General features: G+C 63.1%; 13 protein-coding genes. 11 read left to right on the top strand and 2 right to left on the bottom strand.

What is annotated here, in order from left to right:
• The coding region (locus XpruCFBP8353_RS24070; RefSeq protein ID WP_207759579.1) for a hypothetical protein at positions 1–234 on the top strand (234 nt) is incomplete at its 5' end.
• Between the two features lie 364 nt (positions 235–598).
• On the opposite strand, the gene putA is transcribed toward XpruCFBP8353_RS24070, so the two are convergent.
• Positions 599–3,799, bottom strand: a complete 3,201-nt coding sequence (gene putA, locus XpruCFBP8353_RS06455; protein WP_101362400.1) for a bifunctional proline dehydrogenase/L-glutamate gamma-semialdehyde dehydrogenase PutA — start codon at positions 3,797–3,799, stop codon at positions 599–601.
• Positions 3,800–4,075: 276 nt separating this feature from the next.
• Between putA and XpruCFBP8353_RS06450 the strand changes: the two genes are divergently transcribed.
• From XpruCFBP8353_RS06450 to XpruCFBP8353_RS06425, 6 genes are read left to right on the top strand one after another with little or no spacing between them, the layout of a single operon-like run.
• Positions 4,076–4,552, top strand: coding sequence for a DUF2244 domain-containing protein (locus tag XpruCFBP8353_RS06450; protein ID WP_039432024.1), 477 nt, complete (start codon positions 4,076–4,078; stop codon positions 4,550–4,552).
• Positions 4,553–4,568: 16 nt separating this feature from the next.
• Positions 4,569–5,537 carry a cytochrome c oxidase subunit II gene (gene coxB, locus XpruCFBP8353_RS06445; protein WP_101362399.1) on the top strand — a complete coding sequence of 323 codons (969 nt, stop codon included), beginning with the start codon at positions 4,569–4,571 and terminating at the stop codon, positions 5,535–5,537.
• Positions 5,538–5,575: 38 nt separating this feature from the next.
• Positions 5,576–7,180 (top strand): cytochrome c oxidase subunit I, encoded by a 1,605-nt coding sequence (gene ctaD / locus XpruCFBP8353_RS06440; RefSeq protein WP_101362398.1) that lies wholly within the window; start codon positions 5,576–5,578, stop codon positions 7,178–7,180.
• Positions 7,161–7,334 carry a hypothetical protein gene (locus tag XpruCFBP8353_RS23910; RefSeq protein ID WP_101362397.1) on the top strand — a complete coding sequence of 58 codons (174 nt, stop codon included), beginning with the start codon at positions 7,161–7,163 and terminating at the stop codon, positions 7,332–7,334. Before ctaD ends, XpruCFBP8353_RS23910 begins: the two co-directional genes overlap by 20 nt.
• Entirely contained in the window at positions 7,331–7,927 is a 597-nt protein-coding gene (locus XpruCFBP8353_RS06430) for a cytochrome c oxidase assembly protein (RefSeq protein WP_101362396.1), read from the top strand. The genes XpruCFBP8353_RS23910 and XpruCFBP8353_RS06430 overlap by 4 nt, the downstream gene beginning before the upstream one ends.
• Positions 7,928–7,965: 38 nt before the next feature.
• A complete protein-coding gene (locus XpruCFBP8353_RS06425) occupies positions 7,966–8,841 on the top strand; it encodes a cytochrome c oxidase subunit 3 (RefSeq protein WP_101362395.1) in 876 nt (291 codons plus the stop codon).
• 61 nt (positions 8,842–8,902) lie between these two features.
• On the opposite strand, the gene XpruCFBP8353_RS06420 is transcribed toward XpruCFBP8353_RS06425, so the two are convergent.
• Positions 8,903–9,121 carry a twin transmembrane helix small protein gene (locus XpruCFBP8353_RS06420; protein WP_017157720.1) on the bottom strand — a complete coding sequence of 73 codons (219 nt, stop codon included), beginning with the start codon at positions 9,119–9,121 and terminating at the stop codon, positions 8,903–8,905.
• Positions 9,122–9,181: 60 nt separating this feature from the next.
• Here XpruCFBP8353_RS06420 and XpruCFBP8353_RS06415 point away from each other — a divergent pair, with 60 nt between their 5' ends.
• The 4 genes from XpruCFBP8353_RS06415 to cyoE are packed head-to-tail and all read left to right on the top strand — an operon-like array spanning position 9,182 to position 12,580.
• Positions 9,182–9,904, top strand: coding sequence for an SURF1 family protein (locus XpruCFBP8353_RS06415; RefSeq protein WP_101362394.1), 723 nt, complete (start codon positions 9,182–9,184; stop codon positions 9,902–9,904).
• A 27-nt stretch (positions 9,905–9,931) separates the two neighbouring features.
• A complete protein-coding gene (locus XpruCFBP8353_RS06410) occupies positions 9,932–10,507 on the top strand; it encodes a hypothetical protein (RefSeq protein WP_101362393.1) in 576 nt (191 codons plus the stop codon).
• Between the two features lie 10 nt (positions 10,508–10,517).
• Entirely contained in the window at positions 10,518–11,681 is a 1,164-nt protein-coding gene (locus XpruCFBP8353_RS06405; RefSeq protein WP_101362392.1) for a COX15/CtaA family protein, read from the top strand.
• A 2-nt stretch (positions 11,682–11,683) separates the two neighbouring features.
• Positions 11,684–12,580, top strand: a complete 897-nt coding sequence (cyoE, locus tag XpruCFBP8353_RS06400) for a heme o synthase (protein ID WP_101362391.1) — start codon at positions 11,684–11,686, stop codon at positions 12,578–12,580.
• Positions 12,581–12,779: the final 199 nt, after the last annotated feature.

Raw genomic sequence — 12,779 nt, 5'->3', positions numbered from 1 at the left:
CCCTCTATCCGAAAGGATGGAGGGTTTCTTTTTGCACCAAATTTGAGCCAGACAGCCTCCCGCAGTCAGCGCCGCTCAGGCAGGCAAGATGCGGCCTCGCAACAGTGCCTGCAGGTGCAGGCTAGGGCTCTGGAAACTTCCAGGCAGCGGGCCGAAACAGAAACTCCGTTGACACTGCGCGCTGTTTTGACGCCTGCACTCTGTAACGACGCAGGCTTTGAGCAGAAACTTTGAGCCAGTGATGGATGCTTTCGAACGACGCGCTGGATGTGATTCTTAAAAGCTTAGGGGTAGAAATCAGAGGGCCGCACGACGTCACCCGGGCAGCGGCGTGGATTGATGTGGGGCTTCAAGTGCGTTGTTCCCCGCGCGCCGCTCACCTCCGTAGCCTGAGGCTTGAACACTTGCGCAACTCCTTTCGGTGAACCTTCGCCGTAGCATGTAGTGCTGAAATTTCATGTTTGCTGATGGAGTGCTCGGCGTACGAGCCGCGCAATGCACACCCAACAAAAACCCCGCCTTGGCGGGGTTTTTGTTGATCCGATGTTGCGACCTCTGCAGGCCGCAAAGGATCAGTCGCCCATGATCGGCGAGATCATTAATCGCCCAATGTCAGCAGCGAGGCATTGCCACCGGCCGCGGTGGTATTAACGGTAACGACCTTCTCCGTCGCAAAGCGCAGCAGGTAATGCGGGCCGCCAGCCTTGGGGCCGGTGCCGGACAGGCCCTGACCGCCGAAGGGTTGTACGCCCACCACGGCGCCGATCTGGTTGCGATTGACGTAGACGTTACCGACCGCCACGCGCGAGGTGATGCGGTCGATGGTTTCATCGATACGCGAATGCACGCCCAAGGTGAGGCCGTAACCAGTCGCGTTGATCTGGTCGATGACGGCGTCGAGCTGGTCGGCTTTCCAGCGAATCACGTGCAGAACCGGCCCGAAAATTTCGCGCTGCAGCTGGGCCAGCGATGTCAGCTCATAGGCGCGTGGAGCGAAGAAGCTGCCGTGCGCGGTGGCGCTGTCCAGCGTGGTAGTTCCAATCAAGCGCGCTTCGCGATCCATACGTGCAGCGTGATCGTCGAGAATCTTGAGCGCATCGGCGTCGATCACGGGGCCAACGTCGGTGGAGAGCAGACTGGGGTCTGCGATCTTCAACTCGCCCATCGCGCCGGCCAGCATGGTCATGACCTTGTCGGCGATGTCGTCTTGGACGAACAGGACGCGTGCCGCGGAGCAACGCTGCCCGGCGGAGATGAAGGCGCTGGAGATCGCGTCTTTGACCACTGCTTCGGGCAGCGAAGACGAGTCGGCGATGAAGGCATTCTGGCCCCCGGTCTCGGCAATCAAGATGCCGATGGCGGCATCGCGCGCGGCCAGAGTGCGGTTGATGATGCGTGCAGTCTCGGTGGAACCGGTGAACGCCACACCCGCCACGCGCGGGTCGTTGGTCAGTGCAGCGCCCACGGTAGCGCCATCGCCGGGCAGGAACTGCACCGCCGCTTCCGGTACGCCGGCTTCGTGCAGCAGTTTGACTGCCGCAAAGCCAATCAAGTTGGTCTGCTCGGCAGGTTTGGCAATCACGGTGTTGCCGGCGGCCAGCGCTGCAGCGACTTGGCCGAGGAAAATCGCCAGCGGGAAGTTCCAGGGACTGATGCAGACGAACACGCCACGGCCATGCAGTTGCAGTTCGTTGGATTCGCCGGTCGGCCCGGGCAGTCGCTCAGGCGCACCGAACTGCGCGCGTGCCTGGCCGGCGTAATAGCGCAGGAAATCGACCGCCTCGCGGACCTCGGCCACTGCGTCGGGCAGCGTCTTGCCGGCTTCCTTGACGCAGATCGCCATGAACTCGGGCATGCGCGCTTCAAGTAAATCGGCCGCATGCTCGAGGATGGTGGCGCGGCTCGCTGCAGGTGTGCGGTTCCACGCGGGTTGGGCGGCCGCAGCGCTGGCCAGCGACTTCTGCACGGTGTCCGGATCAGCCGGATGCCACTGCCCAACCGTCTCCCGCCGATCCGCCGGATTCAACACCGCTTGGCTGGGCGTGCTGGTGAGCGCACCAGGCACCAAGGGCGTCGCTTTCCAGGGTTTGATGGCGGCATTGAGTTGCTCGGCCAGCTGGCGCAGATCGTTGTCGTTGGCGAGATTGGCGCCCATGGAGTTTTTCCTGTTCTGGTTCTGACTGCGCAGCAAATCGGCCGGCAGCGGAATCTTGGGATGCGGAATGGAGGTGAACGACGAGACCGCCTCGACCGGGTCGCGGATGAGGTCTTCGATGGCGACATCTTCATCGGTGATGCGATTGACGAAGCTGGAATTGGCGCCGTTTTCCAGCAGGCGACGCACCAGATACGGCAGCAGATCTTCGTGCGAGCCGACCGGTGCATACACGCGGCATGGCAGGCCGAGACGATCGGCCGGAATCACTTCGGCATACAGGTCATCGCCCATGCCGTGCAGCTTCTGGTGCTCGTAGGTCTTGCCTGCAGCAATCGCACGCACCGCCGCAATGGTCTGCGCGTTGTGCGTGGCGAACATCGGATACAGCGCGTCGTTGTGCGCGAACATGCGACGTGCGCAAGCCAGATACGACACGTCAGTATTTTGCTTGCGGGTAAACACCGGGTAGCCGGGGTGCCCTTCGATCTGGGCGCGCTTGATTTCCGCATCCCAGTACGCGCCTTTGACCAGGCGTACCGGAATGCGTCGCCCAACGCGGCGCGCGAGATCTGCAAGAAAATCGATCGTGTACGGCGTGCGTTTTTGATACGCCTGCACAGCTAGGCCATAGCCTTCCCAGCCATCCAACGACGGATCGGAGAAGGTGGCTTCGATGATGTCCAGCGACAGTTCCAGACGGTCGGCTTCTTCAGCGTCGACGGTGTAGCCGATGCCGTACGACTTGGCCAACTGCGCAAGCTCCAGGACGCCAGGTACCAGCTCTGCCATTACGCGGGCGCGCTTGGCATGTTCGTAACGCGGATACAGCGCCGACAACTTGATCGAGATGCTGGGCGCGGCGAACACGTCGGTACCAACGAAGTTGCCGCTGCGGCCGATCGCATGGATGGCGTCGCGATACGCCTGCAGATAGCGCCGCGCATCCTTCATGGTGAGCGCGCCTTCGCCGAGCATGTCGAACGAATAGCGATAGTTGGCGTTGTCGCCCTTGCGCGAACGCGACAGCGCTTCACCGATGGTGCGGCCCATGACGAACTGGTGGCCCATGATCTTCATGGCCTGGCGCACGGCCAGGCGAATCACCGGCTCGCCGACGCGGCCGATCAGGCGCTTGAAGGCACCGGGTACATCGGCGCGGGTGAGGTCGTTGAGTTGCACCAGCCTGCCAGTGAGCATCAGGCCCCAGGTCGATGCGTTGACCAGCACCGAGTCGCTGCCGCCCATGTGCTTCTTCCAATCCGCATCGCCGAGCTTGTCGCGGATCAGCTTGTCGGCGGTGTCCTGATCGGGAATGCGCAACAGCGCCTCGGCCACGCACATCAGCAACACGCCTTCTTCGCTGCCCAGGTCGTACTGGCGCATGAAGGCTTCGATGGCGCCCTGGTCCTGCGCACGTGCACGCACACGGGTGACCAGATCGGCAGCGATCGCTTGCACCTTGGCTTGCTCAGCGGCGGGCAGGCGGGCCTGGTCGAGCAACTCATGCACGTGCTCGGTTTCGTCCTTGAGCCAGGCAGCGGTAATGGCAGCACGCAATGCGCCATGTGCGGCGGGCAGTTCGGGCGCCAGGAGCGGGCGCACGACTGAGGTGGAGGCAAGCGGGTCGAGCTGAGCGTTCATGCGAAAGGTGCCTTGGATTCCGTGCTCATTCTAGTGAGCTGCATGGCGTGCGCACTTGTGTGGAAGCGGCGGCTTTCCCGCCGTTTTGTGCATGTCGTTGTCGTCTGTGCGCGTCGCAGGGTTTCGGCACGGCCGTCGCCGCGGAATTCGGAAGTGATTGATTTACGCGCATTTTTAGTTGCACTGCAGCAAATGTTTGATCGCCGGAAATGCTTGCCGCATGCGTTCGCGCGGGTCTACCATCGGGCTATTCCCGCAGTGCGCTGCGTGCTGTCTATGATCGAAGTGCTGCCGTTGATGTCCGAAGGGGTTGGGACGCAGCTGCGGTTGCGGCCTCCGCGGGCACTGTCGGCCAGGCAATTTGTGCAGCTGTTCGCAGTGTTGGCAGGAATGATGTGGCTGTTTGCAGGCCTGGGGTGGTGGACCGGCAATGCGTTCGCGCCGGTGTTCGCCTTGGTGCACAGTGGTGTGGTGGCGCTGGCGCTACGGACGTTGTGGCGAAGTGGCGAGCGCGAAGAAGCGATCCGGGTGGGGGAAACCGTTGTCGAGGTGTTTCCGTCCGGGCATGCGCCACCAGCGTTTCAGGCACATCCGCATTGGGTGCGGTTATGCATGGAGCGTGACGACAGGGTGTTGCTGGTCAGCAGCGGCAAGCAGATCGAGATCGGAAGTTTTCTCGGGCCGGCCGAACGTGTGGAACTCGCAACTACGCTGAAACGCTTGCTCGCGGCCGCCAATGGCCGTCACCGATGACGTAAGGGTCTAGGCAATGACGCAACGCAGCAGCTGGAAGTCGATGAGCACTTACACACAAGTGGGCCTGGCGATGGCGGCGCTGCTGAGCGCACCGGCCACCTGGGCGCAATCGGCCGATCCCAAGGAATGGCAGCTCAACATGGGGCGCGGGGTGACCCAGACCGCGCGCATGGCCTACGAGGCGCACATGGTGGCGCTGTGGGTGTGCGTGGTGATTGCCGCGCTGGTGTTCTCGGTGATGGGCTATGCGATCTTCAAGTTCCGCAAGTCCAAAGGCGCGGTGGCTGCGCAATTCAGTCACAACACCACCGCTGAGGTGTTGTGGACGGTGATTCCGGTGCTGGTACTGATCGCGATGGCCTGGCCGGCGACGGCAAAGCTGATTGCGATGTACGACACCCGCGAATCGGAAATGACGGTCAAGGTGACCGGCTATCAGTGGATGTGGAAATACGAGTATCTCGGCCAGGGCGTGGAATTCACCAGTCGGCTGGCGCGCGAATCCGATCGCATAAGGCAGAGCGGGGAACGCCCGACCGCGGCCTCGCAGCCGCATTACCTGCTGGATGTCGACAACCGCCTGGTGCTGCCCGTCAACACCAAGATCCGTTTCGTGATCACTGCCGACGATGTGATCCATGCCTGGTGGGTGCCTGCGCTGGGATGGAAGCAGGATGCGATTCCCGGCATCGTCAACGAAGCCTGGACCAATATCGAGCAGCCGGGTGTGTATCGCGGACAGTGCGCCGAGTTGTGCGGCAAGGATCATGGCTTCATGCCGATCGTGGTGGAGGCGCTGCCCAAGGCTGAATTCCAGCGCTGGCTGGCGTCGCGTCGCAGCAGCGCGTCAGGCACGGCTCCGGCAACGGTGCCTGCGGGTCCAGCCGCCGCACCGCCGTCCGCTGCACCGGCAACGCCGGCAGGCGACACTGCGCCTGCCGCAGCGCCCACCCCAGCCGCACCACCGACCGCCGCTCTTTAATCGCTCGCAACCGCTCGTTTCGCAGAGGTCGTTCCGTCATGGCGCATACCGCAGTCGATCACCACGGACACCACCAGCCCGGTTTCGTCGAGCGCTGGTTCTTTTCGACCAATCACAAGGACATCGGCACGCTGTACCTGCTGTTTTCCTTCGTGATGTTCATCATCGGCGCGGCGATGAGCGTGGTGATTCGCGCCGAACTGATGCAGCCCGGCTTGCAGTTCGTCAAACCGGAATTCTTCAACCAGATGACCACCGTGCATGCGCTGGTGATGATCTTCGGCGGCGTGATGCCGGCCTTCGTCGGCCTGGCGAACTGGATGATTCCGCTGCAGATCGGCGCGCCGGACATGGCGCTGCCGCGCATGAACAACTGGTCGTTCTGGCTGTTGCCGGTCGCTTTTACCTTGTTGCTGCTGACGTTGTTCCTGCCCGGCGGCGCGCCTGCCGGCGGCTGGACGCTGTATCCGCCGCTGTCGCTGCAAGGCGGATACAACGTCGCTTTCAGCGTCTTTGCGATCCATGTGGCCGGTGTCAGTTCGATCATGGGCGCGATCAACATCATCGCCACCGTGCTCAACATGCGCGCGCCGGGCATCGATCTGTTGAAGATGCCGATCTTCTGCTGGGCCTGGCTGATTACCGCTTTCCTGCTGATTGCGGTGATGCCGGTACTGGCAGGCGCAGTGACCATGTTGTTGACCGACAAATTCTTCGGCACCAGTTTCTTCAATGCGGCCGGTGGCGGCGACCCGGTGATGTACCAGCACATCTTCTGGTTCTTCGGGCATCCCGAGGTGTACATCATGATCCTGCCGGCGTTCGGCGTGGTCAGCGAGATCATCCCGACCTTCAGCCGCAAGCCGTTGTTCGGTTACCAGGCGATGGTGTACGCCATCGCAGCGATCGCATTCCTGAGCTTCATCGTGTGGGCGCACCATATGTTCACCGTGGGCATGCCGCTCGGTGGCGAAATCTATTTCATGTTCGCCACGATGCTGATCTCCATTCCGACTGGGGTGAAGGTGTTCAACTGGGTCAGCACGATGTGGAAAGGCTCGCTGACCTTCGAATCGCCGATGTTGTGGGCAGTGGCGTTCGTGATTCTCTTCAGCATCGGGGGATTTTCCGGCTTGATGCTGGCGATCGTGCCTGCCGATTTCCAGTATCACGATACCTATTTTGTGGTGGCGCATTTCCACTACGTGCTGGTGACGGGCGCGGTGTTCGCACTGATTGCGGCGGTGTATTACTGGTGGCCGAAGTGGACCGGTCGCATGTACAACGAGACGCTGGCGAAGTTCCATTTCTGGTGGACGATGATCTTCGTCAACCTGCTGTTCTTCCCGCAGCACTTCCTTGGTCTGGCCGGCATGCCGCGGCGCATTCCCGACTACAACGTGGTGTTCGCCGACTGGAACATGGTCAGTTCGATCGGTGCGTTTGGCATGTTCGTCACGCCGTTCCTGATGGCAGGCATTTTGCTGGCCTCGCTGCGGAGCGGCGCGCGGGCAGACGCGCGCGCCTGGGAAGGCGCCAAGGGTCTGGAATGGACCGTGCCGTCGCCGGCACCGGCGCATACCTTCACCGTGCCGCCGGTGATCAAGCCTGGAGATCTTGCGCATGAAGACATCGGTCACTGAGTCCGCCTCGGAGCCGGCGGTGACGCGTCTGTTATCTGCAGCCGAGCGGCAGGCGCAGCAGCGCCGCGCCGTGCGTCGCACCGCGATCACGTTCGGCATCATTGCACTGCTGATCTATGCAGGCTTCATTGCCTCGGGAGTCATTGGTCGGTGAGTGCACGCGTGCCCACACACGCACCGACGGCAGGCTTGTTCAAGCTGCTGGGCGTGGTGCTGGGTGTGTTCGTGCTGACGTTCTCTCTGGTACCGCTGTACCGGATCGCCTGCGAGAAAGTGTTTGGAATCCGCATGGAGCGCGCTCCCGGCAGCAGCCGCGCAAACGCAGGCGCGTCACCCGCCGCCGGTAAGCGCACGGTGCGCGTTGAGTTCGACGGCGGGGTCAATTCCAAACTGCCGTGGACCTTCCATCCCGAGCAGATGACGATGGATGTGGTGCCGGGCGAGCTCAACGAAGCGCTGTATTTTGCGCGCAACGATGGCGCGCGGGCGGTGGTGGGCAGTGCGGTGCCATCGGTTGCACCTGCGCGTGCGTCGGGCTATTTCAACAAGACCGAGTGCTTCTGCTTCACCGCGCAGACCTTGCAGGCCGGTGAAACACGCGATATGCCGCTGCGTTTCATCGTCGACCCCGCACTGCCGCCGGAAGTCACCACGATTACCTTGTCCTACACGTTCTATCGCAACGACCCATTGACCTCGGAACTGCAGGGCGGTGGTACGTCCGGCGTACCGCGCGCCGCGCCCTGATTCTTCATCCACACGCACCACGACACGGAAGCAACGCCATGGCCGATCACAGTCCCAACGCCGATGCGTATTTCGTCCCGAGCCAGAGCAAATGGCCCTTTGTCGGGTCGATTGCGATGTTCGTGATGATGATCGGTGTGGCCAGCTGGCTCAACGATGCGGCATGGGGGCGCTGGACGTTCTTCGCCGGCGTGGCGATGCTGCTGGCGACGTTGTTCATGTGGTTTGGCGATGTCATCCGCGAATCCAATGCCGGGCACTACAACCGCCAGGTGGATGGCTCGTTCCGCATGGGCATGGTGTGGTTCATCTTTTCCGAGGTGATGTTCTTCTGCGCTTTCTTCGGTGCGCTGTTCTATACGCGTGTGCTGACCTTGCCCTGGCTGGGTGGCGAAGGCGACGGCGTGATGACCAACGAGCTGTTGTGGAACGGCTATTCCGCTGCCTGGCCGACCAATGGCCCGGGCACGATTGGCGGGCAGTTCCAGACCATTCCGGCCTGGGGTTTGCCGCTGATCAATACGTTGATCCTGCTCAGCTCCGGCGTGACCTTGACCATCGCCCACCACGCACTCAAGGGCGGGCGCCGCGGTGGGTTACTGGTGTGGCTGGGCCTGACCGTACTGCTGGGCTGCGTGTTCCTGTTCCTGCAGGCGGAGGAATACATCCACGCCTACACCGAACTCAATCTCACCCTTGGCTCGGGCATCTACGGCTCGACGTTCTTCATGCTCACCGGCTTCCACGGCATGCATGTGCTGCTGGGCACGATCATGCTGGCGGTGATGTGGCTGCGTGCGGCCAAGGGGCACTTCACCCGCGACAATCACTTCGCATTCGAAGCGGCCGCGTGGTACTGGCACTTCGTCGACGTGGTGTGGCTGGCGCTGTTCCTGTTCGTGTATGTACTTTAAGAATCGGGAATCGCCAGAGCGAGCCTGCTTTTGCTCTTACGATTCCCCATTCCCGGCCGCGTCAGCGGCCGATGCCATGCGGCTTGATCCAGCCGGTATAAATGCCGAGGATCACGATGGCGATCAACGCAACCGATAGTCCGATGCGCCAGGTCAGTGCGTTGACGGTGCGCTTGGTCTGGCCTCGGTCGGTCAGCAGGTAGTAGAGGCCGGCGCCCAGGTTCCACAGAATCACGATCAGGAAGGCGACAATCAGCAGCGTCTTGAGCGAATCGTTCACAACAGCCCCGGGTGCAGTCGGCGTGGTGATGGCATTGCACGCCTTTTTGCGTCGCTTGTCATGACGCGCAAGCACACGGCGGCGGTCGGCTGGTGTCTGGCGCTGCTGGTGAGCGCGGGTTTCGCCGCGCTTGGGCACTGGCAGTTGCAGCGCATGCATAGCAAGCAAGCCTTGCTCGACCGTGCCGCGCATGTGCGCGATACCACGCTGTCCTTGGCACAGGCGCTGGCGACGCCGCACGATCTGGCATGGGTGCGTGGGCGTGTGCGATTCCTGCCTCACCTGGTCTTGCTGGACAATCAGTTGCATGACGGGCGTGCCGGTGTGCGGGTGTATCAACTGGCAGCGCCAGAAGGCGTGTCGGCAAGCATGCTGGTCGATTTGGGCTGGCTGCCATTACCGGCGGATCGAACGTTGCCCAGCATCGTTGCGCTAACCGGCCTGCAGACCGTGCAGGGTCTGTTGAGCGCACCGCCATCGGCGGGGCTGGCGATCGGGCCGGCAGTGGCGCCGGGGGCCGCTCCGCAGAGCTGGTTGGCCACGCGTCTGGATGCGGAGGCCTTACGCCGCATGCTTGGTAGGCGCGACATTTCGTCGCAGGTCTTGCGCCTGGATCCGGCACTGCCGGTTGGTTACGTACGCGATCTGGAAATGCTGCCAAACACGCTGCCACCCGCGCGGCACTTGGGTTACGCGGTGCAATGGTTCGGGCTGGCCGCCGCGGTACTGGCGACCGCGACGCTGCTGACATGGCGTGCGCGCCGCCGCCGCCGCGGGCACTGATGCCTGCGGCATGAGAAAATCGCCGGCATGACCCAATCCACATCGGCCACACCGCAGTCGGTCAAACGCGGTCGCAGGATGCTGATTGCCCTGGCGGTGCTGTTCTTCGGCTCGATGTTGCTGGCCGGCGTGCTGCGCTTCTCCGGATGGCAGCCGGCATCGATGCGCAATCACGGCGAACTGCTGAAGCCGCCCGCGGATCTGCGGGCGTTGGTGCCGGTCCGTGCGAACGGGCAGCCGTATGCCTGGGCACCGAGCGAGCGCATCTGGCGCATCGCGGTGGCGCCGCCGGCAGATTGCACCCAGCAATGCGTGGCGTTGGCCGCAGAACTGGACAAGGTGTGGCAGTTGCTCGGGCACCGCGCCGACAAGGTAGAGGTGTTGTGGATCGGCACGCCGCCGGCCGGGCTGCCGCCGATGCCGGAATTGCGCGTGCTGCGCGACGATGCCCGCCTACGCCAGGCATTGTCGCGCGGCAACAATGCGGCCGGCGTGCCGGTGTATGTGATCGACCCCAATGGCTTCGTGATCTTGCGTTACGCCCCAGGCTTTGATCCGGCCGGCTTGCGGTCGGATCTGGTCAAGCTGCTGAAACTGATGTGAGCCCGTTTCGATGAATTTGTTTGCGCCACCGGCATTGTTCCGTCACTTCCATCGCATGGCCTGGCTGGCTGCGCTGTTCACTGCGAGCACGATCCTGTTCGGGTCGTTCGTGCGGCTATCCGATGCCGGCATGAGCTGCCCGGACTGGCCGACCTGCTACGGCCGTGTGACCTGGCCGCAAACCAGCGACGAAGCCAACACGCATGTGGCCAGCAAGATCCGTCCGCTGGAATCGCATAAGGCCTGGCGTGAGCAGGTACACCGCTTCCTGGCTGGCGCGCTGGGTGTGGAAGTCCTCGTGCTGTCGTTGCTGGCGGTGCGTCGCCGCCGCATGGGCATTGCCCAGGTGGTGTCGGCGGCCGCGTTGGTGGCGTTGTCGATCCCGCTCTACATGTCCGGCTGGCACAGCGTGGGCTTGGGCGTGGCGATCGCCGGCGAGGCCATCCTGCTACTGGCGGCATTGCGCTGGAGCAACATTGATCTGGCGCGCGCGGCGGTGCTGACGCTTGCGGTGGTGATCTTCCAGGCGCTGTTGGGCATGTGGACGGTGACGCTGCTGCTCAAGCCCATCGTGGTGATGGGGCACCTGCTGGGCGGCATGCTGATGTTCTCGCTGCTGGTGTGGATGGCCTGGCGTGCGACGCATTTGCCGATCACCCTGGCCGACGCGTCGCGCTTGAAGTGGCTGCTGCGCCTGGGCGTGGCGGTGCTGGGTCTGCAGATCGCGCTCGGTGGCTGGGTCAGCGCCAACTACGCCGCGCTTGCGTGCGGCGGCGGCAGCTGGTCGGCCGATAATTTCCCGCGTTGCGTCAGCCAATGGTGGCCGCCGCACGATTTCCGCGAAGGCTTCACCTTGTGGCGCGGCATTGGAGTGGATTACGAAGGCGGCGTACTGGATGGTGCGGCGCGTATCGCGATCCAGATGGCCCACCGGCTGTGGGCGATTGCGACGGCGCTGTACCTGTGGTGGCTGGCTTGGCGCTTGTCGCGTTCGCCGGGGATGCGGGTATGGGCTGCGGCGCTGGCGCTGCTGGTGGCCGTGCAGGTGACGCTGGGCGTGCTCAACGTGAAGCTGGCGCTGCCGTTGGAAGTGTCGGTCATGCATAACGGTGGTGCGGTGGCCTTGTTGTTCGTGCTGGTCTCGCTGCTGGCGCGGCTGCGCGCGCCGGAGTGAGCATGGCCGTCAGCGCACGCGATTATTGGGATCTGACCAAACCCAAGGTGGTGGCACTGATCGTGTTCACTGCGTTGGTGGGCATGTTCCTGGCCATTCCCGACATGCCGACCTGGCTGCAGGTGCGCACCGGCGCGCTGGGCTTTCTGGGCATCTGGCTGGCCGCCTCGGCGGCGGCGGCGATCAACCAATTGCTCGATGCCAAGATCGACGCGCAGATGGCGCGCACTTCATGGCGCCCGCTAGTGGTGGGCAAGGTGCAGCCGTGGCAGGTGCTGGTGTTCGCAGGCGCGCTGATCGTGATCTCCATGACCATCCTGGTGGTGTGGGTGAATGTCATCACCGCGGTGCTGACCTTCGCCTCGCTGATCGGATATGCGGTGATCTACACCGTGTACCTGAAACGCGCGACCTCGCAGAACATCGTGATTGGCGGTCTGGCCGGCGCCACGCCGCCGATGCTGGGCTGGGCCGCAGTGACCGGGCTGTCGACCAGCGCCGACTGGATCAACGCCTCGCTGCTGGTGCTGATCATCTTCATCTGGACGCCGCCGCATTTCTGGGCGCTGGCGATCTTCCGGCGCGCCGACTACGCCAAGGCGGCGATCCCGATGTTACCGGTGACCCACGGCGTGCCGCATACGCGCAAGCAGATCCTGGTCTACACCGTGTTGCTGGCCATCGTGACCTTGCTGCCGGTGGCAGTGGGCATGAGCGGGGTGTTCTATCTGGGCGGCGCGGTGGTGCTCAATGCGGTGTTCCTCTGGTATGCATGGCGCATGCTGGACCCGCCGGACGAACTGTTTTCGATGAAGATGTTCGGCTATTCCATCGTGTATCTGATGGCGCTGTTCGCCTTCCTGATGGTCGACCATCTGCTGTTGCCGTGGGTGCGCTAGTCGCCACGGTGGCGCGCTCCGCGCATTCTGCGCAATGCGCCTGTCGCGCGTTCGCAGTGTGACCAGGAACTGTCGGGTAGACAGGCCAGGTGCGCCGTGTGGAAATCATAGCGACGTCGATGTTGGCAGACGTCGCGGTTCCCGGTTCGCGAACTGAGTTGATCCATCAGACGTTGCCAGCAACGGCAACGCTGTGCCG

It is taken from the genome of Xanthomonas prunicola (assembly GCF_002846205.1).
Taxonomy (GTDB): Bacteria; Pseudomonadota; Gammaproteobacteria; order Xanthomonadales; family Xanthomonadaceae; genus Xanthomonas; species Xanthomonas prunicola.
This window is presented reverse-complemented; position numbering and strand designations above follow the sequence as displayed.